Source organism: Colwellia sp. 12G3 (assembly GCF_002836775.1).
In the GTDB taxonomy this organism is placed as follows: domain Bacteria; phylum Pseudomonadota; class Gammaproteobacteria; order Enterobacterales; family Alteromonadaceae; genus Colwellia.
Genome location: NZ_PJAQ01000003.1, coordinates 65,938 through 91,867 on the forward strand (window position 1 = coordinate 65,938; position 25,930 = coordinate 91,867).

Annotated in this window: 19 protein-coding genes and 1 tRNA gene; 5 read left to right on the forward strand and 15 right to left on the reverse strand. The window is 36.9% G+C overall.

The features are described 5' to 3' along the window. The first annotated feature begins 236 nt into the window (after positions 1-236). Positions 237-2,501, forward strand: coding sequence for a YgiQ family radical SAM protein (locus CXF71_RS01165; RefSeq protein ID WP_101231160.1), 2,265 nt, complete (start codon positions 237-239; stop codon positions 2,499-2,501). Between the two features lie 41 nt (positions 2,502-2,542). On the opposite strand, the gene CXF71_RS01170 is transcribed toward CXF71_RS01165, so the two are convergent. From CXF71_RS01170 to CXF71_RS01185, 4 genes are all read right to left on the reverse strand, one after another. Continuing rightward, a complete protein-coding gene (locus CXF71_RS01170) occupies positions 2,543-4,591 on the reverse strand; it encodes an ATP-binding protein (RefSeq protein WP_101231161.1) in 2,049 nt (682 codons plus the stop codon). A gap of 11 nt (positions 4,592-4,602) precedes the next feature. Then, on the reverse strand, positions 4,603-5,226 hold the full coding sequence (locus CXF71_RS01175; protein WP_157826674.1) for a chemotaxis protein CheC: 624 nt from the start codon (positions 5,224-5,226) through the stop codon (positions 4,603-4,605). A gap of 27 nt (positions 5,227-5,253) precedes the next feature. Next, positions 5,254-5,610 carry a response regulator gene (locus tag CXF71_RS01180; protein WP_101231163.1) on the reverse strand — a complete coding sequence of 119 codons (357 nt, stop codon included), beginning with the start codon at positions 5,608-5,610 and terminating at the stop codon, positions 5,254-5,256. Between the two features lie 145 nt (positions 5,611-5,755). Continuing rightward, positions 5,756-6,094, reverse strand: coding sequence for a hypothetical protein (locus tag CXF71_RS01185; protein WP_101231164.1), 339 nt, complete (start codon positions 6,092-6,094; stop codon positions 5,756-5,758). 287 nt (positions 6,095-6,381) lie between these two features. Here CXF71_RS01185 and CXF71_RS01190 point away from each other — a divergent pair, with 287 nt between their 5' ends. Both CXF71_RS01190 and CXF71_RS01195 read left to right on the forward strand, forming a co-directional pair. After that, positions 6,382-7,974 carry an ABC-F family ATPase gene (locus tag CXF71_RS01190; protein ID WP_101231165.1) on the forward strand — a complete coding sequence of 531 codons (1,593 nt, stop codon included), beginning with the start codon at positions 6,382-6,384 and terminating at the stop codon, positions 7,972-7,974. Positions 7,975-8,075: 101 nt separating this feature from the next. Then, positions 8,076-8,927 carry a 23S rRNA (adenine(2030)-N(6))-methyltransferase RlmJ gene (locus tag CXF71_RS01195; RefSeq protein WP_101231166.1) on the forward strand — a complete coding sequence of 284 codons (852 nt, stop codon included), beginning with the start codon at positions 8,076-8,078 and terminating at the stop codon, positions 8,925-8,927. A gap of 69 nt (positions 8,928-8,996) precedes the next feature. Here the strand turns inward: CXF71_RS01195 and CXF71_RS01200 are convergent, their stop codons facing one another. Continuing rightward, complete coding sequence (locus CXF71_RS01200; protein WP_101231167.1) at positions 8,997-10,769, reverse strand: hypothetical protein; 1,773 nt, start codon at positions 10,767-10,769, stop codon at positions 8,997-8,999. 53 nt (positions 10,770-10,822) lie between these two features. On the opposite strand from CXF71_RS01200, the gene CXF71_RS01205 reads away from it, so the two are divergent. Further along, positions 10,823-11,770, forward strand: a complete 948-nt coding sequence (locus CXF71_RS01205) for an ion transporter (RefSeq protein WP_101231168.1) — start codon at positions 10,823-10,825, stop codon at positions 11,768-11,770. 49 nt (positions 11,771-11,819) lie between these two features. On the opposite strand, the gene CXF71_RS01210 is transcribed toward CXF71_RS01205, so the two are convergent. The 9 genes from CXF71_RS01210 to gltX all read right to left on the reverse strand — a co-directional run bounded on the left by CXF71_RS01210 (position 11,820) and on the right by gltX (position 24,272). After that, positions 11,820-12,287: a hypothetical protein gene (locus CXF71_RS01210; protein WP_101231169.1), complete on the reverse strand. Its 468-nt coding sequence runs from the start codon at positions 12,285-12,287 to the stop codon at positions 11,820-11,822. A gap of 76 nt (positions 12,288-12,363) precedes the next feature. Continuing rightward, positions 12,364-13,884, reverse strand: coding sequence for a response regulator (locus CXF71_RS01215; RefSeq protein WP_101231170.1), 1,521 nt, complete (start codon positions 13,882-13,884; stop codon positions 12,364-12,366). Positions 13,885-13,902: 18 nt separating this feature from the next. Next, entirely contained in the window at positions 13,903-14,265 is a 363-nt protein-coding gene (locus tag CXF71_RS01220; RefSeq protein WP_101231171.1) for a response regulator, read from the reverse strand. A 9-nt stretch (positions 14,266-14,274) separates the two neighbouring features. Then, positions 14,275-17,823, reverse strand: a complete 3,549-nt coding sequence (locus tag CXF71_RS01225) for a response regulator (protein WP_101231172.1) — start codon at positions 17,821-17,823, stop codon at positions 14,275-14,277. Positions 17,824-17,869: 46 nt separating this feature from the next. Then, a complete protein-coding gene (locus CXF71_RS01230; protein WP_101231173.1) occupies positions 17,870-19,162 on the reverse strand; it encodes an ammonium transporter in 1,293 nt (430 codons plus the stop codon). Between the two features lie 155 nt (positions 19,163-19,317). Next, positions 19,318-19,446 carry a hypothetical protein gene (locus CXF71_RS21785; RefSeq protein WP_269800789.1) on the reverse strand — a complete coding sequence of 43 codons (129 nt, stop codon included), beginning with the start codon at positions 19,444-19,446 and terminating at the stop codon, positions 19,318-19,320. A gap of 113 nt (positions 19,447-19,559) precedes the next feature. Further along, positions 19,560-21,203 (reverse strand): FMN-binding glutamate synthase family protein, encoded by a 1,644-nt coding sequence (locus tag CXF71_RS01235; protein WP_101231174.1) that lies wholly within the window; start codon positions 21,201-21,203, stop codon positions 19,560-19,562. A 231-nt stretch (positions 21,204-21,434) separates the two neighbouring features. Further along, positions 21,435-22,781, reverse strand: coding sequence for a DEAD/DEAH box helicase (locus tag CXF71_RS01240; protein WP_101231175.1), 1,347 nt, complete (start codon positions 22,779-22,781; stop codon positions 21,435-21,437). Positions 22,782-22,859: 78 nt separating this feature from the next. Next, positions 22,860-24,272, reverse strand: coding sequence for a glutamate--tRNA ligase (gene gltX / locus CXF71_RS01245; protein ID WP_101231176.1), 1,413 nt, complete (start codon positions 24,270-24,272; stop codon positions 22,860-22,862). Between the two features lie 461 nt (positions 24,273-24,733). Between gltX and CXF71_RS01250 the strand changes: the two genes are divergently transcribed. Next, positions 24,734-25,348 carry a hypothetical protein gene (locus tag CXF71_RS01250; protein WP_101231177.1) on the forward strand — a complete coding sequence of 205 codons (615 nt, stop codon included), beginning with the start codon at positions 24,734-24,736 and terminating at the stop codon, positions 25,346-25,348. A gap of 459 nt (positions 25,349-25,807) precedes the next feature. Here the strand turns inward: CXF71_RS01250 and CXF71_RS01255 are convergent. Continuing rightward, positions 25,808-25,883 (reverse strand) — tRNA-Val (locus tag CXF71_RS01255). Positions 25,884-25,930: the final 47 nt, after the last annotated feature.

Genomic DNA, 25,930 nt, shown 5'->3' on the forward strand with positions numbered 1-25,930 from the left:
ACTAACATTGTAAACATTATACAATCCAAGTGTAAAATAACATTACATTGCCTAGCTGTTCAAAAAACAAACAGATTTGTTTGGGGTAAGATGAATTATCTGATATAATCTCGCGCCCGCTATTTGCACTAGTATAATCTAGCGGCACTCTAATTTAGAGACACAACGATTGGGTAGCAAAGTGGTTTCGCAATGCAACGATCAAAAATCGGTTAACCCCCAACGGGAATGGTGATATGACTTCAGTAAAAAAACAAATAATTTCGAAAACTCAGCAAGGATTATTTGATTATCCAAAATACTGGGCTGAGTGCTACGGCACGGCACCGTTCTTACCTATGTCTCGTAAAGAAATGGACATACTCGGCTGGGATAGCTGCGATATTATTATTGTCACAGGTGACGCTTACGTTGATCACCCAAGTTTTGGCATGGCTATTATCGGTCGTATGCTTGAAGCACAGGGTTTTAGAGTTGGTATAATCGCACAACCCGCATGGGACACAAAAGATGCCTTCATGGAATTAGGTAAGCCTAATTTATTTTTTGGTGTTACTGCCGGTAACATGGACTCAATGATTAACCGCTATACAGCTGAGCGCAGAATGCGTCATGATGATGCTTATACGCCAAATGATGAGGGTGGAAAACGCCCTGATCGTGCTGTAACGGCTTATACTCAACGCTGTAAAGAAGCCTTTAAAGGTGTTCCGGTAATTATTGGTGGTATAGAAGCAAGTTTGCGTAGAATAGCGCATTATGATTATTGGTCAGATAAAGTACGTCGCTCTGTATTGTTTGATTCAAAAGCTGATTTATTAGTTTTTGGTAATGCAGAACGTCCATTAGTTGAAATTGCCCATCGCATCGCCCGTGGTGAAGATGTTAAAAACATTACCGATGTTAGGGGAAGTGCTTTTTTAACCAACGAAGTACTCCCAGGTTGGCAAGGTATTGATTCCCGCGATATCGACAGACCCGGTAAAATTGATCCTATTCATAGCCCTTATGCAGAAATTACGCCTGAGTCTTGTAGTGATAACGAGGCGCAAACAGCAGCCTCACTCTCAGATAATGATATAACTAAAACAGCACAGCCAATTGAAATAGCTGATTATCGAAATAAAACCTGGGACAAAAAATCTAAGCCGTGGGAAACAACTTACATTTATTTACCCACCTTTGAGCAGGTAAAAGAAAACAAAGTGCTTTATGCTCATGCTTCACGTATTTTTCATCAAGAAGTTAACCCAACCTCTGCAAAGCCATTAGTACAAAGCCACGGTACTCGTCTTATTTGGTTAAACCCGCCAGCCAAACCATTATCAACTGAAGAAATGGATGGTGTTTTTGGTCTTGACTATAAACGCGTACCTCACCCGAGTTATGGTAAAGCTAAAATACCTGCTTATGATATGATCAAAACATCGATTAATATCATGCGCGGCTGTTTCGGTGGTTGTACTTTCTGTTCTATTACCGAACATGAGGGGCGTATTATTCAAAGTCGTTCTCATGAATCTATCATCAATGAAATTGAAGATATTAAGCTAAAAGTACCTGGTTTTACTGGTGTTATATCAGATCTTGGTGGACCAACCGCCAATATGTATCAGCTTAATTGTAAAAGTGAAAAGGCCGAAGCAACGTGTAGAAAGCCTTCCTGTGTTTGGCCTACAATATGTGGTCACTTAGATACAGATCACACCCCAACCATAGAGTTATACCGCAAAGCACGTAAAGTGAAAGGTATTAAAAAGGTATTGATTGCTTCAGGTGTTCGTTATGATTTAGCTATTGAGCATCCTGAGTATGTGCAAGAACTTGCAACTCACCATGTCGGCGGTTATTTAAAAATTGCCCCTGAACATACTGAGCAAGGCCCGCTTGATAATATGATGAAGCCTGGCATGGGCAGTTATGACAAATTTAAAGAAATGTTTGATCATTATTCAAAGCTTGCCGGTAAAAAGCAATACTTGATCCCTTATTTCATCTCTGCGCACCCAGGCACCACTGACAAAGATATGGTGAACTTAGCGCTTTGGTTGAAAGAAAACAACTTTAAGTTAGATCAGGTACAGAATTTTTACCCTTCGCCTTTAGCGAATGCAACAACCTTGTATCATACTGAGCTTAATTCGCTACGTAATGTCACCAGTAAAAATTTAGCCAAGTTAGATGGAAAAATTAACGTGCCTAAAGGAACAATTCAACGACGATTACACAAAGCAATATTACGTTATCACGATCCTGTCAATTGGGTGCAGATCCGCCAAGCGCTCACAAAAATGGGCTTAACTAAACTTATTGGCTCCGCACCAAATTGTCTTGTGCCAAGAGAGACTCGTGGAGAGCAACAATTAACCAATAAAGATAGACAGGGTAAAAATAACTCTCAGGGGTTTAAAACGAGTCCAGGTCAGAAAACACCAACGCACAAAAAAGGCTTAACTCGTTTTTCTGACAATCAATTCTCGGATAGGAAAAAAGGTAAGTAATACATGTTTAATGATGCTCTCATTAAGATGAGGGCATTACGCTAGTTGGCTAACCAAAATTTTATTTTTTCTGCTAACAAACTTGGATTAATCGGCTTAGCCAGGTAATCATTCATACCTGCCGCTAAGCATTTCTCTTGGTCGCCTTTCATGGTATTAGCCGTCATCGCAATAATATTGACCTGACTAGTCAACTCATATTTATCGTCTGAACGGATTGCTATAGTTGCTTGATATCCATCCATTTCAGGCATTTGGCAATCCATTAACACCAATTTATACGGCTGTGATAGTTGACGTTTCTGTAGTAGCTCTAATGCTTGTACACCATTTTTAGCCACATCCGCTCTATGACCCATTTTACGTAATAGTCCCAGTGCAACCTCTTGATTAATTCGATTGTCTTCAACTAATAATATTCTCACTTGCTCATTATCAGGTAATAGTTGAGGTTCTATAAGTGGCTTTAACAAAAGTCCCTCTGGTGCCCTTGTTTCTGATGAATAGGTACGTGTTAATACTTGATAAAGGTTTTTAGCAATAATAGGCTTAGTTAACTTATGAACATATTGCTTTGTCATTAATGGCGTCAATAATGGCGTCAATAACGCACTGTTGCTAGTATCCATTAGTGTGAGCAAGATAACTTGTGTTTTATTTGGCTGTGACTTATTGCTATTAGTCAGTGAATTTAAAATGTTTTCAAGTAAAGAGGTATCTAGGCTTGCATCGAGTAATAACACTGAAAAATTATTATTTTCAATTTTTTCACACAGTAATTTCGTCTCATGTTTTGCATTACTTAATTCAACATTAAGACCCCATAGTTGTAGCTGCGTACTCAAAATTTCACCACTATTTATATTCGAGTCAATCACTAATACTGGCTTCTCCTTAAACCGTTTAAGAGGTTTTGTTACTTGCTCTGCTTTCTCTAAACTCAAATGGAAAATAAATTGACTGCCCAGCCCTTGTTGACTTTTAACATCTATGTCACCTCCCATGAGTTGGCATAGTTGCTTAACGATGGTTAAACCAAGTCCAGTTCCGCCATATTCTCTCGTTGTAGATGCATCCACTTGGGTAAATGCATCAAAGAGACCTGCGCATTTTTCTCCGGGAATTCCGATACCTGTATCCGCTATATTGACCAAAAGTTTGAGGTGAGTCGAATCAATTTCAATGGTCTCAACTGTGATATTGATTTCCCCCTTTTCAGTGAATTTAATGGCATTGCTTAGCAAATTAGCAATGACTTGTTTCAATCGACTAGGATCACCAATGACAAATTCATCTATCAACGCGGTAGTATCAACAATGACTTCAATATCTTTTTTTTGTGCTTTAATCGCCATAATTTGCACGGTTTCAGCAATACAATCAGATAGATTAAAGGCTACCTTTTCTATTTCAAGTTTACCGGCCTCTATTTTTGAAAAATCTAATATATCGTTGATTAAATGTAATAATGTTTCAGCGCTCACCGTGGCAAGAGTTGAAAAATGGCGTTGCGTTTGGCTTAGCTGGGTATCCGCTAACAAAGTGAGCATGCCTAAAACACCATTAATGGGCGTTCTTATTTCGTGGCTCATGTTGGCGAGAAACTGAGATTTAGATTGGTTAGCTACATCTGCCTTTTGCCGTTGGATTTTATTTTCATCAGCTAATTTTTGTAATGTTTGCTCTTTTTTAACCATATGGGTGACATTATCAATCACTATTTGGCAAAGTTGTTTTGATGAATTAATGGGAATTCTTTTAACACTGATCTGCTGTTGAATTATATATTTTGCATCGCCAATAAAATTTTTTTGATACAAAGGCAAAGGTGTTGGATTAAAGGTATGGGATAAACGCGACGGCAAACCTAAAGTTAAAGCAGATTCACAGGCATTACTTAGCCTAGAGTCTTGATATTGTGGAAACATATCACCTAAGTACTTGCCCTCCTGCTCTACTAATTCCAAACCTGAACAATCACTAAGCCACTGATTAAAAAAGACAATAGATTGAGACTCATCAATAATAATAATGCCAACTGATAACTGGTTTAAAGCAGAATATAAAATATCATTCGATAGATTTGCCATAACTATCCCACCTATGACCCTACTTTGCTAGTTATCCCAAAGACAAATTTTCGTACTGACTCTTGAAATACTTCTAATGAGGTGATATCCATAATAAATGATATATGTCCGGCAATATGCTTACTTGGCAAAGAAAACTTAACTTTAATGTACAGTGACCAATCATTATCACTGCTATAAGTAAATATTTTATCAATATTGCCTTGAATGAACTCAGGCATTTCGATTGATATAGAGGATTGTAAGAAATTAATTACGGTACCAAAACATGCGTTTAAAATGACATTACCTATTTCTACTAAAGAGTCTTGCTCTAATTCAGATAAATCTTCTATGGGTATTTTATTACCAAGTAATAAGCTCACTAACTGTAAGCCATTTTCTTTAGTAAACATCAACAACGCTTGACCTTGAAAGTCACCTGAGAAGCGCTGAGTTACTGCGCTAATATCAACTCCTGAATCAAAGTCTAACTTTTGTTTAGCTACTTTATTCGGCAATATTTCAATTTCAGGAATAGTTAAGTCAACCGTTTGAGACACCATTTGATTCAAAGAATTAGCTGCTCGACCAATACCAATATTGAAAATTTCGGTCAAGGCATCAATTTCAAGGGAAGTTAAATTATCTTGCATAGGATTACTCATAAGTTGAAAATTCGACTAATTATGTAAAAAAGTAGCAATAACTTCTTCGTTGACTGGTTTATTCAGAAAAGTTACACCGGCAGCTAATGCTTGCTCCCTAATTTCATTTTGAATGTTCGCGGTTAATAGCGCCACTTTTGGGATTGTCAGTTTATCGGCTAATGCACTAATCAACTCTAGACCTGTCATACCTGGCATATTAAAATCAATAAAGGCAATATCAATAGCTTTATTTTTATCAACCCTATCAAGCGCTTGCTCACCATTGCCAGCCTCAATAATATTTACCCCTTGAAGGTGGGATTCGATAATTGCTTTTATCATCATGCGTGAAACTATGCTGTCATCTACTACTAATATTGTTTTAGCCATTGTGCTTCCTAAAAGTTAAACCATAAAAAGCATGATTTTGCTAAAAAGTTTATGCAGGGAGTAGAATTTTATCAAGGTAATCAAAAAAATAGTTACATTTATCTTGATAGTAGAATGCATCTAGGAATATGTATTGGTTTATAGGTTAGGTAAACCAGACAAAGCATCGATATATAGTACTTTGGGTATTTTCAGCAACCAGCGCCCCAACAAGATCGTTAACTTCATCAGTTAACGATACTGCAACCTTATGCGTCGGGTCGAAAGTTTCTTGCCTGCCAATAAAGTCCTTTAATTCTTGTGTTCTGTTCGATATTTTATCGGTAAGCCATACCGCTTTATCTGTAGACAATTTTACACCGACCTCTTTTGCTACACTTAAAAAACGCTCTTGATGATATAAGCCTAATAATCTTAAAGGCTTGGATGTTATAGCAAAAAATACAAATACGATTAAATATAAAAGCTTAATGCCTGTTTTCATAATATTGCCTCTTATTTTAATTTTGCACTGCTAACCTCCTCCCTGAAATGCACTTACCGTTGACTTTATAAGTATATGTGAAATTATGAAATTTGCTGAATAGCACAGCATTAGTAATAGTTGTCATTGTGCTGCTTTCTTACTATTTGATGGTATAGCTAATAGGTTATGTCGCGCACAATAAAGATGTTTCTATAAATGCTACTGATTATTACCGTGAACAAATGGCGCTCTGTGAAAGATAATGTATAATTCGCCCTATTAAAAATCGATAGGAATAACTCTACATGCTAGCTGCAAATAACATCACTCAACAATTTGGCGCTAAGCCTTTGTTTGAAAACATCTCACAAAAATTTGGTGGCGGTAATCGTTACGGCTTAATTGGCGCAAATGGTTGTGGTAAATCTACCTTCATGAAGATATTAGGTGGTGATTTAGAGCAAACTTCTGGCAACGTTAGTCTTGATACTGGCGAACGCTTAGGTAAATTAAGCCAAGATCAGTTCGCTTTTGAAACCAATAGTGTTATTGATACTGTGATCATGGGCCATACCGAACTCTGGGCAGTAAAAGAAGAGCGTGACCGCATTTATGCTTTGCCTGAAATGAGCGAAGCTGATGGTATGAAAGTTGGTGATTTAGAGTCTGAATACGCTGAAATGGATGGTTACAGCGCTGAAAGTCGTGCTGGTGAATTGTTAATTGGTGTTGGTATTGCTATTGAACAACATTATGGTTTAATGAGCGAAATCGCGCCTGGTTTTAAGTTACGTATATTACTTGCTCAGGCACTTTTCTCAAATCCTGATATTTTGTTACTCGATGAGCCGACCAACAACTTGGATATTCACACTATCCAGTGGTTAGAAGAAACGTTAAATGAACGTAATTCAACCATGATCATCATTTCTCATGATAGACATTTCTTAAACAGTGTTTGTACCCATATGGCCGATTTAGATTATGGTGAGCTGTGCGTATTTCCAGGCAACTATGACGAATACATGTTGGCTGCTACGCAAGCAAGAGCACGTTTATTGTCAGATAACGCTAAGAAAAAAGCACAAATTGGTGAACTTCAAGCCTTTGTTGCTCGTTTCTCAGCTAACGCATCAAAAGCAAAACAAGCGACGTCTCGTGCCAAGCGCATCGATAAAATACAGTTAGATGAAGTAAAACCATCAAGTCGTAGTAATCCGTTCATTCGTTTTGAGCAAGAAAAGAAATTATTTCGTAATGCTTTGGTTATTGAAAAATTAAATAAAAGTTTTGATGATAACCATGTACTAAAAGATATTTCAGCATTAATTGAAGTCGGTGAACGTATCGCTATTATCGGTGAAAACGGTATTGGTAAAACCACTTTTTTACGTACGTTAATGAACGAAGTAGCGTACCAGCAAGATTCAGGTGAGTTTACTTGGTCTGAAAATGTCAATATCGGTTATTACGCACAGGATCATGAATTTGAATTTGAAACTGACATGACCTTATTTGACTGGATGAGTCAATGGCGTCAACCTACCGATGATGAACAAGCGGTTCGTGGCTATTTAGGTCGCTTACTTTTCTCTGCCGATGATATTAAAAAGTCAGTTAAAGTATTATCAGGTGGTGAAAAAGGCCGTATGCTGTTTGGCAAGCTAATGATGCACAATCCTAATATATTACTGCTTGATGAACCAACTAACCACATGGACATGGAATCAATTGAATCGTTAAATATGGCGTTAGAGCAATACGAAGGCACCTTGTTATTCGTTAGCCACGACAGAGAGTTTGTTTCAACCATCGCTACGCGTATTATTGAAATAACCAAAGACGGTTATATTGATTTTGCCGGTACTTATGATGAGTACTTAGCAAGCCAAGTTTAAGTTTAAGTTTAAGTTTAAGTTTAAAATATATAACGGCTATCAAACCATTTTTGATAGCCGTATTTTCATTGTTTACCATTACTCCCGCTTAAGGAATTACCTTGCTTAGTTATCGTCACGCTTTTCATGCTGGCAATTTTGCCGATGTACTAAAGCATAGTGTTTTATCACTTGTTTTAGATTATATGACTCGTAAAGAAAAAGGCTTTCATTATATCGATAGTCACTCAGGGGCTGGCATGTATCAATTGGCCGAAGAATATGCTCAAAAAACAGGTGAGTATAAAGACGGTATTGCAAAAATTATTAACGATGAAGATGCACCTGAGTCACTTGAACCTTATTTATCGCTGATTAAGAGTCTTAACCTTAATTCAAGCACCGGTGATGAGCTTGAAGTTTACCCAGGCTCTCCTGGCATAGCTAAAGCCTTTGTTCGTCGTCAAGACAGTAGTCATTTATTTGAATTACATCCGACAGATATTCAACACTTAGAAGATTTTTGCCAGCGCTGGCGTAAAGTGTTTGTTAAACAATCTGATGGTTATCAAGGTGTGCTTGGCTTAATACCGCCACCAAGTCGTCGTGGTGTAGTACTTATCGATCCGCCTTATGAGCTTAAAGAAGATTATCAAAAAGCCGTTAAGACAATAATTAAGGCCTATGAGAAGTTTTCAACAGGCACTTACATTCTTTGGTATCCCGTTGTTAAACGCGAACTCGTTGAGCAAATGAGCCATGCTTTCACCAAGAGTTCGGTCAAGAATGTATTGCAAGTCGAGTTTTGCCTAGAAAGTGATACTGATGAGTATGGCATGACGGGTACTGGCTTGTTTATCGTTAACCCGCCATGGCAATTAACGGCTCAGCTTGAAGAAATACTACCTTATATGAAGACTAAATTAGGTAATAATGGCTCTAGCTATACGCTAAACCAGCTGATTGCTGAGTAGAAGTAAGTAATATAGCGACTAGACAGATATGCGTTAAGCCGACTTCAGGTTAATATAAGTAAGTGTCGATTAACCTGCTGTTGGCGGCTCATGCTCACGATGATAACGATGGATAATCCAAATATAATTTTCCATCATTGAATGGTGAGCTAAATCAGCTAAAATATCAGACTTTTGCTCAAGGGTTGTTACGTTTTGAAGCTGTTGTTGAGCTTGGTTAAAGACAAGTGACTGGTTGCGGTATTGCCATAACAATTCTTTTATCGCCATTTTATTTTGATAAAGCTCCCATACAGCCAACCAAAAAGGCAATAAACCCATCAATAAAACGGTAAAAGTTTTAGCGTCAACATGGGCAAATAAAATAATATCTACTAGTTGATATTTAAATAATATTAATGAAATAGTTGCCAAACCTGAACCGATAAATAGCAGGCCCTTTATTTTTTCTAACTGATGATGATGTGACGATAACAGCTGTGTTTTTTTATCAAAATACTCTGCTTGATCTATTACCCAGTGTTGACAAACAAAAGCCATATTGTCATTTTTTTGTTTATCTGTTTGCTCAACAACTTGCAGGCTTTTATCAGCGCATACTGAAGTCACTATTTGTTTAAGCCAGCTGGCTCCTGAAAATTGGCTGACCCCTGTTGTAGCCATTAAATCAACTACTTTTGAAGTGTCCTGTCGTTTAATTAGGGTTAAATAAAATTGCGTTCTTAGGGTCTCAGCTAAAACTCGTGCCGTTAAATGACGAGTAAAGTATTTACTTTTTTCAGAGCGTCTAAAAAACAACCAACCTGCAAGAAATAATATCAAGTAGCCAATTAATAGAAATTTGCTCGCGACTATTTTAGCGTAAACCAAAAAGAATAATCCCATCATAGCCGCCATATAAGCAAACAATTTAAATTGTCCGTCAGATTTTTTTTGATTGGCTAAAGCGATGGCATCTGCTTTAAGAAATTCATCATCGATGTTCTTTAATATTTCTTTATTGTTATTGTTTTCAACTTCTTGATAGCCTGATAGTAAACTGTACTCTGTACTAATTTTATTTTGAGATAACAATGTTTGGTATTGATGGTTGTATTCATCTAACTCTTGAATTTCTCGATAGAGATTTTTCGGTATATCACTCTGTATTTTTATCGAATAAGGTCCTTGCAAACCTGTTATGTAACTTGCATTATCCCTTTTTGTTACTTGATGAAAACTTTGTTTCTCATTAGTTTTTTTAGTTACTGGCAGCCAAAACACTGAAGGAGAACTTTGATTAACGGCAATATTTTCACCGACTATATTAATACATTCATTAGTAATTTCTGCTGAAATATCTTTAGCCTGTAAATAGCTTAATACTACATCGCCGGTGCCTCCTTTAAAGCCTGAGTTAATACCATCCCAAACAGCAACGACTAAATTTGATTGCTCAACAATATACTTCCCGAGTGCATGATAAAGTTTATTACGCTCATCGCCTTGCTGTTTTGCGACAGTTAAATCAATATTTGCTACAGACAAGGTTGTTACCTTAACGTTTTTGTCGGCAATGATTTGTTGAAACTCTTGATAAGATGCTATCGAAAAGTCAGTTTTATACTGCTCTTCAGGCAGGGGTAATACCGCGCTAACGGCAATATTCTTCTTTAAGGCTTCTTTAACTAACAGGCGATCAGCGCCATCAGCCATGCCTGAAATAATTTCAATAGGAGTATTAGGCAATAACTCCTTCAGTTCATCTAAAAAGGAACTTAGCTTTTCAGATAACAGCTTATCACTCGTTTCATCAAAATCTCTATGACCAGTTATGCCAATAACATAGGATTTTACTTTCATTATTATGACCTTATGCTTTAATTATTTGTAACTTAATCTTTTTTGGAAAACTCATGCCTCAAGCCATTAACTTAGCAAAAATGAGAAATTATATTTTTCAACTCATTGAAGGCTCAGTTCATCAATCTTCTAAAGCTAAATTGATTAACCTTTTTCTCATCATCCTCATTATAGTCAATGTTTCCGCAGTTATTTTAGAATCCGATAAAAATATAAGTACAAGATATTCTGAAGAATTAATGCTATTGGAATTATTTTCTATCAGTATTTTTTCCGTTGAATATTTACTGCGCCTGTGGACTTGTGTTGAGTCTTTTTCCTTTAAAGAATATTCATCTGCTCAAGCTAGAGTTCGCTATATCTTTTCACCCATTGCATTAATTGATTTATTAGCGATTTTGCCATTTTTTATCTCATTATTCTTGGTGGTCGATTTACGCTATTTACGTTTAATTCGTGTATTACGGTTACTAAAATTAACGCATTATTTTAAAGGCTTTAATGTTTTTCTTACTGTATTAAGGAAAGAGTTAAAAAGTATTACCGCTGCTATTATGGTAATGATGTTTTTAGTTATTATTGCTGCGAGTTTGATGTACACCCTAGAAAATGAAGCGCAGCCTGAAGTATTTGGTAATATTTTACACTCGTTATGGTGGGCGGTAGTGACTATGACCACAGTAGGTTACGGTGATGTTACTCCGGTGACTTTATTGGGAAAAATAGTGGCTACTTTTATTATGCTCATTGGGGTCGGTTTAGTGGCGTTACCTGCGGGTATGCTCGCGGCACGCTTTGGTGATGAACTGCGTGAACGTAAACGGAATCTTGATGCTCATGTTAAACATGCCTTAGCCGATGGTGTTATTGATAAAGATGAATACCGGGCATTAGAAGAGTTAGCCTCACAACTAGAGATTAGCCCTGAGGATTTAGATAGAAATATTGCATTGCTGAAGAAAAGTCATCACGGTGGAAAGTGTCCATACTGTGGGAAATAAAGAGCAGTAACAAAATGGCTAATGCTCAATTTTAAATTTGATATAAAACTTAGCCATAAGCTTCCATTGAAAAAATAATCGCTGGTACAAGCGGTTCGTTTGGTGTTGGCTGTATTGCTTCAGCGCCAACCCCTGCCGCAGCGTTGTCAGTAGCCATAATAACCTGTAAGACATCTCCAGCTTTTAAATGAATTAAACCTTGGCTTACAATGACATCTTTAACATCAACATGAAATAAATTCATCAGTACATTACTGTCAGGAACATTTTCACCATTAACACGGAGCCAACATCTAAAATTCGCATTATCTCCAGAATGTAAGCGGCCAACTTGTGGTGCTGCCATAACAAGATAATCAAATTCTTTTTCAACCGTAAAGCTTCCTGTTTTCGGATCTAAAGAAACACCACTAGCTCCATCAACTTTATCAATGATCACTATCTGTCCTTCATCATCTTTTTCTATTCGTTGGGTGATAGTGCTTGAAGCTTGTATCCAGACATCATTTTTATTCATTTTAATCTTCCTACTAGTTAATATTAAGGGTTAGCAATATAACTCTAGACTATAGACTATAATTCAAAAAACAGGATCAATGATTGGTTTCCAACTGCTGTAATACTAATTTCTTCAAATGCTTATAAACCATCTCTTCAAAGTATTCGAGTTGTTCAAAACAATGGTAAGCTCCACTGTAACTGCCGTCCTCTGGGTCGATAAACCAACGTTCAATAAAACTATCGACCTTTTCAAATTGTGCAATGGCCGCCATTACATTGTCACGATCAGCTAGTGAGACAAAAGCTTCTGACATTTTTCGATAGACCAAAATTTCAGGCTTGCCATTATTTTTATAGCCATAGTAGGCATCTTCATATTCGTATTCAGAGCCTGAATCATACAAAGAACCGTCTTCCCTAGTAATAGAGTCAGGTAGTGGTGAGCCTAAACGCGACCAAAAGATACCCAGATAAATATCTGAATTTTTTGCTGGGTGAATTTGTGCTTGAAAAGTATCAGAAGCAAGTAAAGGTTCATCTTCCCAAAACACAGGTACCAGTCGAACCCTATCAGCAAGTTCTACATTTAGGACGTTAATAATACCTCTGATAACTTTACGTTCAGGAATAACATCACCTGGGGAGGAAATAAATACTTCTAAACGTGGCACTTGGTTTTGTCTTAAACGGTACTTTTCCAATGTTGCAGCTAAACGGGCTTTGAGTAGAATAGGGTTATAAGGTTTAAATAAGTAATCATCTGCGCCTAGCAGTACACACTTTACAATGATGTCCATATCATCATGTGCAGATAAAATAATGACAGGTAAGTTTCTTAATTTTGGGTTATGCCTAATGATGGTCAACACTTCTGTGCCGCTCATTTGCGGCATCACTAAATCAAGCAATACTAAATCAACAATATTATCGGCAAGATAATCAAGCGCCGCTTGCCCAGAATCAACGGTGATGGGATGGTAACCTTGGCGTTTTAATCTTCTTGATAATAAATCTAAATTGGTTGGATTATCATCAACAACCAATATTATTCCGCCTTCTCCCATAGTACTTACAGCTATATCATCTGTCTCAGTCATATTAGTGGTAGCGGATGTTTTCTCTGAAAAATCTGTATTTTTTGTTTTTTCAGTTGACTGATCATACTCTTGTTTTACTTTTTCTAGTTCTGTAACTGTTTCTAGATAATGTATAGATAACTTATTTTCAACTATCTCAGCAAATACAGTTGATGCTTGAATAATGTTATTTAAATCGCCAATTAGCTCTACTCGTTTTTCATCTTCAGCGAGATCTTGTAATAACTCACAATAGCCAGTGATATGGTTAAGCTGCATTCTTAATTGAAACTGTACAGAGGGTATATCTATATCATGAACGGAGCTTTTGGTGGCGGCTAAGTTATCTTCTATTAATGCAAGTAGCTTGTCTCCTGAGCTATGAACATTAACTAAATCAACTTGAAATTCTTCCCATGGCTCTTCCTCAAGCTCTTCTTGTAACATTTCACTGTAACCAAGAATATGGCCTATCGGTGTTTTTAAATCATGACGAAGATCTGCCAGTTTATGCTGAAAAACTGAAAGCTTAGTCATAGCAGTCGCTCCTAAATATTAGCCCAAAAGTTCGGTTATTTTACCGAGCAAACGCTTAAAATCGACCGGTTTAGTATCATAATCATCGCAACCTGCAGCAAGCGCCTTTTCTTTATCTTCTGCCATGGCATGCGCTGTTAACGCAATGATAGGAATATCTTTAGTGTCAGGGTTTGCTTTTAAATGCCCTGCGGCTGTCCAACCGTCCATGATAGGTAAACTCATATCTAGTAGAATGATGTCCGGCTTTTCTGAGCTTGCCATATCAACGCCAATTTGGCCATTTATTGCCATGACTACTTCATATTTTTTACGAATTAACCGACGAGATAGCATATCTCGATTCATCTCATTGTCTTCAACCAGTAAAATCTTACTCATACTTCACCTCTATCTTTTACCAAACTGTTCATTTATATCGGCAACTAACTGCTCAACACTGGTTTCTTCTTTAGAGAAAACGTGTTCAACATTACCATTAAGAATTAATTTTTCATCATCTGATAAGTCTTTTGCTGTTAATACTATTACGGGTACATCACGACCTTTTGGTAATGCGCGTAACTGAGTTAAAAACTCAAAACCATCCATTACTGGCATCATGATATCGAGTAAGATTAAATCAACCTTATTGGCTGAAAACTTTTCTAGTCCATCCTGTCCATTAACCGCTGTCACAGTTTTCCAGCCTATTGACGATAATGACTTCTCAGCAATATCTAGGGAATTTTGTTCATCGTCAATCACTAAAGCTTTACCGCGTGTGGCAAATTTTAATACCACTTCTTTGAGAAGGTTTCGGTCAACGGGCTTACTTAAATGCTCTACCGCGCCCAGTGAGGCACCAATGGCTTTATCACCAACAATAGAGATCATCACCACGGGAATATCTTTAGTTTTGCTTTCTGCTTTTAATGCCCTTAATACTTCCCAACCATCCATTTCAGGCATCATAATATCAAGGGTAATTAAAGAGGGATGATACTTTTTGGCTAGCTCAATACCGTCCTTGCCATTATCAATAGTAATAACACTATAACCTTCAATTTCTAAATTTCGTTTCAATAAATCACGCGCTTGAGGATCATCATCAATCACTAATACATCTTTTAATAACGATGAATCCAGTCTGTTTTCAGTTACCTGATTAAGCGTTTGTTGGGGGGCGCTTTCTAGTTCTTCATCTTGCTTAATTACCCTAGTGGGTAATTCAAAAATAAAAGTAGAACCTTTGCCTTCAGCGCTTTCAATATAAATAGTTCCGCCCATCATTTCACAAAACTTTTTAACTAAAGCTAAACCTAAACCTGTGCCGCCATAATTACGTGTGGTTGACTCATCCGCTTGTGAAAACTCTTCAAAAATGGTCTCGATTTTATTAGCCGGGATACCTATTCCAGTATCAGCTACTGAAATTTTCACCCTTGGTTCACCCGCTTGATAAATAGACTCTGCGGATATAGTTATCTCACCATCGGTGGTAAACTTGGCTGAGTTTGACACTAAGTTAAACAGTATCTGCCTTACTTTAGTCACATCGGCATGCATTAATTCAAGATCATCACTGATGTTAGTCGTCAGTTTATTATTGTTTTTTCCCACTAGAGATTGCGCGGTAGAGGCAACATCGATAATAACTTCACCTAAAGTAAAGTCTTCAAGGTATAAGTCCATACGACCCGCTTCAATTTTTGAAATGTCGAGTACGTCATTAATCAAGGATAATAAATGCTTACCTGCTGCGGTGATTTTATTCAAATCATCCAGCATATCATCTAAACCATCCTCTTCAGCATCCTCAGCTAACATCTCTGAATAGCCAATAATGGCATTCATTGGTGTTCTCAGTTCATGGCTCATGTTAGCCAAAAAACCACTTTTAGCTTGGCTGGCTTTTTGAGCTGCATCTAAGGCATTTTGCACATCTTGTTGTAGCTGTTTTTGTTCAGTAATATCACGGATCTGGCCGATATACATCAACTCATCATCAATGAATACCGACTCAACTTTTAACTCTAACGGAAACTGACTGCTATCTTTTCTTTGACCTACTAATTCTCTGCTCTTACCAACAATGGTTGATTCAGAATTAGGAATGTATTTTTCTAAGTAATAGTCATGCTCTAACGCAATAGATTTTGGCATTAATATTTTTAAATTTTTATCTATAATTTCATCACTTTGATAGCCAAATAATTTTTCTGCCGAATAATTAAAGCTTAAGATAGTGCCTTTTTTATCTATGGTAATAATGCCATCAGGACTTGATTGTATAATGGTGGCAACACGCTGCTCACTGTTTTCAATAGCTTGTCGAGACTTTAACAAATCTTCTTGAATTGTCTCTAGCTCTACATTTTGCTGACCTAATAGTAAATTTTGTTGCTCTTGCTCAGCTAAAATTTTATTTAACGCTTGAGTACGCTCTTTTACCCTAACTTCTAACTCTTCTTTTTTATGCTCAACGTCTAAAAAAGATTTTTTCAATGCAAGACGCATGTTTTCGAAGTTAGTAGACAAATCGCCTATTTCATCATTACTAACCCGCTCTATTTTTGTTTCTAAATCGCCCGAAGTCAGTAACTCTGCAGAATGTTCAAGCTTCCTTAATGGCCGAGTTAAAGATATTGATAAGTAATAGGAAATATAAATAGCTAGCGCAATTAATACCGAGGAGAGCATAATGACTTGGTCTCGCAACTTACTATAAGATTGAAAGGCTTCTGCTTCATCTATTTCACTCATTATCGCCCAATGAAGTCCATTGATATCAAGAAGACCAAATGCTGATAGCACACTTACTCCACGATAATCATCAAATATTGCTGTTGAGCTTATACCTGTCAGTGCAGCGTTAGTGCCTTGTGTGTCAACTCTTTGCAAGCCAATAGAAGTATTTAAACTTTCAATAGAACGTAACGTTTTTTCATCGGTACCAATGGCTTTGATCATCGCTAAATAGTTACTTTTATCTTCAATTAAAAAACGGGATTGGTTACGTAAAGTTAAGTCTTCACCAACAATGTAGGTTTCACCTGAGACTCCTAACCCCACTTTATTCCAACTTTTCTTATTGGTCATAATGTCGTTAATTCGGTCTATCGGCATTTGAAAAATCAATACACCAATTTTTTCATTACCACTAAAAATAGGTGAAGCGATAAATGCGGCTGGAGCATAATAAGAAGGGATATAAGGGCTAAAATCGACAATTTTTACAAAGTCTTTGTCATTGCTTTTATTCGCTAATTGAAAAACTTGTGCAATATTTGAATCTTTATGGGGGCCATTAATTAAATTGGTCGCGTAATCTATTTCTTTGAAAACGCTATAAACTATATTACCCGTTTTAGCATCGACTAAAAATATATCGTAATAATGAAACTTCTCTAAGTATGAGCGTATAGTTTGGTGGTATCTTTGATGGGTATCTTCATAGCTAGAACCATTATTGGCGTTATCAAGTAGGTGTTTTTCACCTGTTTTGTTTGCATTGTTTGCTATAAATAATGATTGTAGTAATTTGCTATTTTGCTGCTGAGGAATGTACTCCTTTGCTGAAAATTTAGTTTGCTCTGCTTTATTTAGACGGGGAACGAATTCTTGCTGGTAATAGTTTTCAAGGCTTGACTGTAATGTTTGCTCATCTTTATTAATTTCACTATCTATTGTGTTAAACCCTTGAGTAAATTCAGCCATTGCAGAGATGATCATCTTATTTTCAGAAAATGTCAGTATTTGGTTACTAATTTGCTCAAAGTAATCCTCTATTTGCTGAGCTTTCATTTCCCTAACCGCGGTAAGCTTCGCAAAGGTTTGCTCTTTGACCGTATCGCGAATACTACTACTCGAATAAAGTCCATTAACTAAAATAACGACTACGGTAATAATAACGGTAACTAATAAAAGCTTAGTGCCTATTTTAAAACTACCAAACATAAATGATTTCCTTGGATATTTTTATAATGGTGATACATTTAAATTTTTATATCACTTTAAGACTACTAACATCTTGTTTAGCGTTTAGGTCTTTCGGTACATTTCTATCTGAAAGGTTTTCATCAGCCAAGTTTTCTTCAACCACGCCATGTTCAGAAATATTTAGCCCGATAATTTCATGAGGTAAGCTCACTCTGATTGGATAAATCTTGTTAATGAGAAACATCAAAGAATAGGTGACACCTAGTGTCCAAACGGCACAACTAGCAATACCTAAAAATTGTACTTGAACTTGTTCAAAACGGGTAAGTCCAGTCGCTAAAACCTCTAAGTCGCCATATAAACCTACAGCTAAAGTACCCCATATACCCGCACCTAAATGTACAGGAATAGCACCAACAGCATCGTCAATTTGTCGATATTCTAAAAATTGCTCAACACCAATAACTATCATACCTCCCACCAAACCTATCATTACCGCTGCAGGTGTCGATACAGCAAAGCAACCCGCAGTAATAGCGACTAAACCACCTAAGCAGCCGTTCATAAATTGAGTGACATTGAGTTTATTTTGTACCGCATAACCGAGCAATCCCGCTGAACACGCTCCAACAGAGCCAGCAATTACGGTATTAACAATAATCAGGGAAACTTGGCTATTTAATGCTAAGGTGCTACCGCCATTAAATCCTAACCAGCCGATAAAAAGTAAAACCGTACCTAGTGTGGCTTGCGATAAGCTCGAATGTTTAATGGGGATAGCTTTACCATTTTCATTAAAGCGGCCATGACGAGAGCCTATAATTAACAGAATAGCTAACGCTGCCCAACCACCCACACTATGAACAACAGTAGAGCCAGCAAAATCAATGAACCCCTTGGAATTTAACCAGCCGTTAGCTACTCCTTGATCTAAACCAGCCCATGCCCAATGACCAAAAACGGGGTAGACTAATCCGGCAATCACTAAGGTGATAAGGACGTAAGCACCAAACTTAATTCTTTCAGCGATAGCGCCAGAAATTATGGTAACAGAAGCACCACAGAACATGACTTGAAAAACAAAGAATGCCCCAGCCATCATTGGTGTGGATTGAAAGTCAATGGCAAAACCTGTCGTACCAAAAATTCCATTAGCACTAATGCCAAACATTAAGGCGAAGCTAAAGAGCCAATAAATAAATGTTGTTAGACAAAAATCAGCCAAATTCTTGATGGCAACATTAATGCTATTTTTACTGCGCGTTAAGCCACTTTCTAAGCATAAAAATCCAGCTTGCATTAGAAAAACTAAAGCACTACAAATAATAATCCAAAGAAAATCTACTTCTTGCTGCATATAGACTGACCCACCATATTACCTTGTTGCAATTAGTTTCGATTAAAAATCAATATCAATATCAATATCAATGGTATAAGCTTTCTAATTCGCAGTATAGCCAGCTTAAACATCTGGCTAGTAAGTCATTCGTATGACCAAAAGTCATTGAAAATTCAAGTGCCAAGATAGTTATTCATTGCAGCGACATTAGTAGATAAGCCATCACCAGTTACTTGTGTCGGTAATTCGCACATACCCGCTATTAATGTGGCTGGATATATCAGTATCTGTGAATTTTTCATACAGTTAGCCTATCGTTCTTGTTTACTAACAGACTAGATTACAATCCCATATATATCAAAAAAATAGCATTATTTGTTTATAAACAAATAATATTGCTAAAGTTGAAGAGTCCTTATTTTTTCTGATGAAATTCAGGTGATGTTAAAATGTAGACATCATTAACATAGAATTGTTCTGCACTACTACTTTGCCACCAGTTTTTCCATGCTTCATTGGCTATATCTCCATCCAATAAAGCATTATCTTTAAGTGGCGTAATAAGGCTACCTGTAGACATTAATGTACCGTAGGGAGAACGGCGTTTGATCATTTGTGGTAAAAGTTTGCAGGGATCATCAAGCCCCATACTGCCTACCAATTCATAAAAGCTTTCTAAGGTATTATGGTGAAAGTTTTTTACGCGATCACTTTTTGACTTTATATCAATTGCTTTGGCTCTAGCGGGATCTTGTGTTGCAACCCCTGTTGGACAGTTATTGGTATTACAATGCCTTGATTGAATACAGCCTATTGCCATCATCATGGTTCTTGCAGCATTAACTAAATCGGCACCTGCAGCAATTTTTGCTAACAAATCAAAACCTGTGGCTGTTTTTCCTGAGGCAATAATTTTAACTTTATCGCGTAGACCAACACCCACTAATGCATTATTGACAAAGTGTACTCCTTCAAGGCAAATCATACCAAGGCGATTAGAGAACTCAACTGGCGCTGCGCCTGTGCCTCCTTCTGCGCCATCGACAGTGATAAAATCAGGGGTAATACCTGTTTCTAACATCGCTTTACAAATACTCAAAAATTCCGCCGGATTTCCTATACAGAGCTTAAAACCAACAGGTTTTCCACCGCTTAAGCTACGTAATTGTTGCACAAATGCCAACAGCGCTTTAGGAGAGGTACACTCCGGATTAACCGCTGGAGATATACAGTCTTTATCTTTTGAAATATGTCTAATACGGGCAATTTCATCAGTGATTTTTTCTTTCGGTAATACACCACCATGACCTGGTTTGGCTCCTTGGCTTAACTTTATTTCGATCATTTTTATTTGAGGTAGTTTAGCGGTTGCCTCGAAGCTAGTGGGATTAAAGCGTCCATTTTCATCACGACAACCGAAAAGCCCAGTGCCTAACTGCCAAACAATATCGCCACCATGTTTTAAATGATAAGGGCTCGCAGCACCTTCACCAGTATTATGATAACAACCCGCTTTTTTAGCCCCTAAATTAAGCGCTTCAATAGCATTAGTGCTTAATGAGCCAAAACTCATCGCTGAAATATTTAAGTAAGATGCAGAGTAAGGCTGTTGACAGCTATCACCACCAATAGATACTCGTTTCGCGCTTTCTTTAATATGCGTAGGCGATAATGAATGCCACAAGCTTAAATAGTTACCCTCAACAAGGTTACGTTGGGTACCAAAGGCAATAGTATCACGCACATTTTTAGCGCGTTGATACACTAAGGTGCGTTGCTCTCGATTAAAAGGACGCTCTTCGGTGTCATTAGCAATAAAGTATTGCTGAATTTCAACGCGATAAGATTCAAGAAAATAACGTAAATAAGCCACTACAGGATAAAGCCGATTCAAACTATGGGGACTGTAAAAAACGTCATAAAGTCCTATAAGACTATAGAGTAACGTAGAGAGTAGTAACGCTACACTTAAAAAACTCGGGTTGTACATATAAAGGTAACCAGCGATAAAATTGCCAATACTGACAATTATCCACAGAAATTTTTGCATTATGGTCATGAAACATCCTTATAAAATTATATTTATTATATAAATCAAACGCATTAATCAAATAGCTTATGGGTAATAACTTACCATTATTCACACTTCCTTGAATACGATATTTTTTATAAACGAGATAATCAAGCCAAATTTTAGTTATAAAAAAAGGCAACCGTGGTTGCCTTTTTATCTTGATGTTAACTTAAGGTGCTAGCTGAAGCTGTTAACTAAATTAACAACCAAACAGTGTTAATCCTGTTCTTTTTTAGTCGAATCTTCAATTTGATCTGGTGTTAACTTCTTACGTTTAATAATTTTCATTGCGCCAGCATCTTGTATATCAAGGAAAGTCTTTTTGATGACTTTTCTTGGTTTATTGGCAACTGGCTTTTTGTTTTGTACAACATTATCAGCCGCTTTGACCGCTTTGGGTTTTTTCGGTTTTAAGCCTTTAAACTTAACCTTAATACCTTCAACTTTAGTAAAGCTAATTGTTTGCTGTAAAAAAGCCTCTACATTCTTAAGGCTTAACCAATCATTTGGACCGACCAATGAAATCGCATCACCTTTCGTTCCTGCACGGCCTGTTCGGCCAATACGGTGAACAAATTCTTCAGTATGCTTTGGCATGTCAAAATTAATCACGTGCGATACATTAATTAAATCAAGACCGCGTGAGGCTAAATCAGTCGTTACCAATATTTTATGTTGACCTTTAGCAAAGCTGTCCATAATTTGATTACGCTGACCTTGATTTAACTCACCACTTAAGGCAACCGCATTAAGGTCTTGTTCCATTAGTAACTTAGCTAAACGTTCAGTATCACTGCGTGTTGCTGTGAATATGATGATTTGCTGTGATTTTTCAGTAACTAAAAAGTGCTGTAATAACGCTTCTTTCTGCGTGAGATTATCAGCAAGATAAAAACGTTTAGTAATGTCTTCATGTTCAGTATGAGCCGATTCGATAGCAACACGTTTAGGCTTTTTTAATAGCTCTTTTGCAAAGTCATTAACTTGCGCATGATCTAAAGTTGCTGAAAACAATAAGGTTTGACGTTTACGATGATCGGCTGCATTATTTATCTGCGTAAGCTCTTTACTAAAGCCTAAATCAAGCATGCGATCTGCTTCATCTAAAATAAGTAGTTCTAAACCATTTAAATGGAAGTGACCTTGCGTTAAATGGTCCGCTAACCGCCCAGGTGTTGCAACAATAAACTCTGGCTCTTTCTGCAGCACTTTGACTTGGTCGTTAAAGTTTTCACCACCTAAAATTAATACTGCTTTATATTGAGTATTCGCCGTAAACAAACGCAGTTGACTAAATACTTGTTTAGCTAATTCACGTGTTGGCGTTAAAATTACCACACGTGGATCACGCTTTGACAGAGCACGATTCTTATTTAATCGCTGTAAAGCAGGAATAATAAACGCTAACGTTTTACCTGAGCCTGTTTTAGAAGAAGCAATTAAATCATGCCCCGCCATTGCCGCAGGAATTGCCTGTTGCTGAATTTGAGTTGGTTCGTTAAAACCCATATGCTCAATGGTACTCATTAAAGCACTGTCTAAACCAAAATCACTAAATTGCACTCGGCATTCTCCTAAACTTATTTAAAGTGGTTAAACTCATCGTTAGACCACTCTTTAGACTAATCATGAAAGATGTCATTAACCGGCTGAAATTCTTGCTTCTAGTACCACTAACGCTTGGTCTATTCTTTCTAATACTTTGCTTTGATCTAACAAGGCTAAAGTAATATCCAGTGATGGAGAGTTACCGCCACCTGTGGCAGCTACACGTAATGGCATACCAACTTTACCCATGCCCAACTCTAATTCTACCGCGGTATCGTTAATTGCTGCATGAATAAGCTCTGGCGTCCAATCAGTTAAGGCAGCTAATTTTGCTTTAACTAACATCATTGGTTCTTTAACGACAGGACGTAAATGCTTTTTAACAGATTTTGCATCCAGTTCAGTAAAATCTTCATAAAAATAGCGTGAAATGTCTGCCATTTCTTTGAGTGTTTTAACACGATCAGCTTGAATTTTAACAACGTCAGCTAACGCTGGACCATTGTCAGTATTAATACCTTGATCAGCCATATGCCATGCAAGATGCTTTGCAACATACTCAGGGTCCATTGTTTTCATGTAATGCTGATTAACCCAGATAAGTTTATCGGTATTAAAACCAGAAGCTGCACGGTTACAATCTTTTAAATCAAATAACTCAATCATTTCTTCACGAGAGAATATTTCTTGATCACCATGAGACCAACCTAAACGTACTAAGTAGTTTAGTAAGGCTTCAGGTAAATAACCGTCATCACGATATTGCATAACACCAACAGCGCCATGACGCTTAGATAATCGTTTACCGTCATCACCTAAAATCATTGGAATATGCGCATATTCAGGAATATCAGCACCCAATGCAGTAAGGATGTTAATTTGCTTAGGGGTATTACTAATATGATCATCACCACGAACAACATGTGATACTTTCATATCCCAGTCATCAACAACAACCGTTAAGTTATACGTTGGGGTACCGTCAGAGCGAGCAAGGATTAAATCATCTAATTGGTCATTGCTGATAGTGATATCACCTTTAACCATATCTTTGATAACAACGTCGCCACCAATAGGGTTTTTAAAGCGAATAACAAAAGGTTTATCTGTTGGGTGATCGGTACGGTCACGCCATAAACCATTATATTTTTCTATGCCGCCTGCAGCTTTGGCTGCTTCACGCATTACATCAACTTCTTCGCTGGTGCTATAACAACGATAAGCATTACCCGATACAAGTAACTGTTCAATAACTTCTTTATAACGATCAAAACGTTCCGTTTGAAAATATGGACCATGTGTCCATTTAAGATCTAACCAGTTCATACCATCCATAATGGCATCAACAGAAGCTTGGGTTGAACGCTCTAAATCGGTATCTTCGATACGAAGAATAAAGTCACCGCCATTTTTCTGGGCATATAACCAACTATATAAGGCAGTACGAGCACCACCAACATGTAAATAACCGGTTGGGCTTGGGGCAAAGCGTGTTGTTAAAGTCATAAAAATCTCTACAGGGTGTCACTAACAACGTCTAATTGACGATGTCAGGAGTATGAATCATAAAATTGGGGGCATTTTAGCATCGCACCTAAGTTAATTCATCACTTTGATGTAATTAAATAGTTTATCTTTACAACATGTTTATTGATTGGTTATAGCTATAAATACTTGAGTGATAATTATGGTGTTTTCTGTGTAAAATATAGTATTACAATCAAGAGGCATGTTTCAAAATATCTTTTTGGTAGGGTGACGTAATCAAATCATAGAATGACTATGTTTGAATTATCGTCCTTACATAAAGTGATTTAAACTCCCTCTAAAATCAAATACTTTGTATGGTAGCCGTTGCAAATTTATGATTTTATTTTTGAGAACGACCAAGTTGTCTCGAAGGTAATAAATGCTATGCTAACGTTTTACAATGCTAAATTTACTGTCTAATCAAGCGGGTAGTCTCAATGAAAACAATCAATAACATAGCCAGTTTAACAGGTGTTTTATTCACTATAGTAATATTTTGCCAAACGAGTTTAGCTGCAAATACAACATCAGAGTACCTAGTTAATAATAACGACAATCAAATTAAAGAAGAGCTTATGCCTGAGATTGATGCAGCTGATAAAAAAACATTAGTTAAGTTAATTCAAATAGAGATAGTTAAATTAACTGACAATAGTGGTTTAACGTATGTCGGTGGAAAAGTGAACCCTGCCGACCTTGAGCTATATTTATCCCAAATGGAAAAAATATTAGGTGATGACTTTGCACTCTATCGACAAAATCAAAGTGCTAGAGATCATCAGACTTTCCACATGACCTTAATTAACCCTTATGAATACCAATTATTGACAAAAAATATCGCTATAGGATCAAGGTTATCCGTCTCATTAAATGGCTTAGGTCGAGTACGTCAGGATGATAAAACAAGCTATTTTGTTGTTGCGCAATCCTCACAGGCGACCAGTTACCGTCAAGGTTTAGTGTTAAGCAATAAAGACTTCCATGTAACCTTAGGTTTTAACCCAAGCGATATTTATGGTGTTAATAAGGGAATAGGATCTCTTATTGAATAATAAATCCCTATACAATTGTATGCTATTCTGAAGAGCATACAATTGGCTGACATTATCTAAAATAACGACTCTGTAAATTTAATTCAAGATAACATCTATGACTAATTAGTTCCGCTCAACGCATAGCCTAGTGAGCATTTAGATTAAAACTTTTTTCACTAAAACGCCTTTCCAACATAAAAATCATTTTTACTTTATTGCACGAAAATAATTAGCTTCGTTTTGTAATGCAAGTTTATTACCGGTCGTAAACCCTATAAAAATTAATCTTAAAATGACGGCATGTTTTAATTTAAATTTGGCTGAAAATTTAATATAAAAATAAATTCAGATAAATATGGCTTTAAAATATAGAATCAAAAAATCAAGTGGTGGTCGATAATAGAATGTAACAAGTGACAAATAGTACAGGTATGTATTAGGTGATTTGTTGTTGGATTATACTAGGAAGAAAAAAGATGGTGGACGATACTGGGCTTGAACCAGTGACCCCCGCCTTGTAAGGGCGGTGCTCTCCCAACTGAGCTAATCGTCCATTTTAGTTTTAATTCTTTATGGAAAAGAATGGTGGACGATACTGGG

Coding starts and splice junctions, on each gene's coding strand:
- CXF71_RS01165 (WP_101231160.1), top strand. CDS start 237: ATGACTTCAGTAAAAAAACAAATAATTTCGAAAACTCAGCAAGGATTA.
- CXF71_RS01170 (WP_101231161.1), bottom strand. CDS start 4,591: ATGGCAAATCTATCGAATGATATTTTATATTCTGCTTTAAACCAGTTA.
- CXF71_RS01175 (WP_157826674.1), bottom strand. CDS start 5,226: ATGCAAGATAATTTAACTTCCCTTGAAATTGATGCCTTGACCGAAATT.
- CXF71_RS01180 (WP_101231163.1), bottom strand. CDS start 5,610: ATGGCTAAAACAATATTAGTAGTAGATGACAGCATAGTTTCACGCATG.
- CXF71_RS01185 (WP_101231164.1), bottom strand. CDS start 6,094: ATGAAAACAGGCATTAAGCTTTTATATTTAATCGTATTTGTATTTTTT.
- CXF71_RS01190 (WP_101231165.1), top strand. CDS start 6,382: ATGCTAGCTGCAAATAACATCACTCAACAATTTGGCGCTAAGCCTTTG.
- CXF71_RS01200 (WP_101231167.1), bottom strand. CDS start 10,769: ATGAAAGTAAAATCCTATGTTATTGGCATAACTGGTCATAGAGATTTT.
- CXF71_RS01205 (WP_101231168.1), top strand. CDS start 10,823: ATGCCTCAAGCCATTAACTTAGCAAAAATGAGAAATTATATTTTTCAA.
- CXF71_RS01210 (WP_101231169.1), bottom strand. CDS start 12,287: ATGAATAAAAATGATGTCTGGATACAAGCTTCAAGCACTATCACCCAA.
- CXF71_RS01215 (WP_101231170.1), bottom strand. CDS start 13,884: ATGACTAAGCTTTCAGTTTTTCAGCATAAACTGGCAGATCTTCGTCAT.
- CXF71_RS01220 (WP_101231171.1), bottom strand. CDS start 14,265: ATGAGTAAGATTTTACTGGTTGAAGACAATGAGATGAATCGAGATATG.
- CXF71_RS01225 (WP_101231172.1), bottom strand. CDS start 17,823: ATGTTTGGTAGTTTTAAAATAGGCACTAAGCTTTTATTAGTTACCGTT.
- CXF71_RS01230 (WP_101231173.1), bottom strand. CDS start 19,162: ATGCAGCAAGAAGTAGATTTTCTTTGGATTATTATTTGTAGTGCTTTA.
- CXF71_RS21785 (WP_269800789.1), bottom strand. CDS start 19,446: ATGAAAAATTCACAGATACTGATATATCCAGCCACATTAATAGCGGGT.
- CXF71_RS01235 (WP_101231174.1), bottom strand. CDS start 21,203: ATGACCATAATGCAAAAATTTCTGTGGATAATTGTCAGTATTGGCAAT.
- gltX (WP_101231176.1), bottom strand. CDS start 24,272: ATGACTTTAACAACACGCTTTGCCCCAAGCCCAACCGGTTATTTACAT.
- CXF71_RS01250 (WP_101231177.1), top strand. CDS start 24,734: ATGAAAACAATCAATAACATAGCCAGTTTAACAGGTGTTTTATTCACT.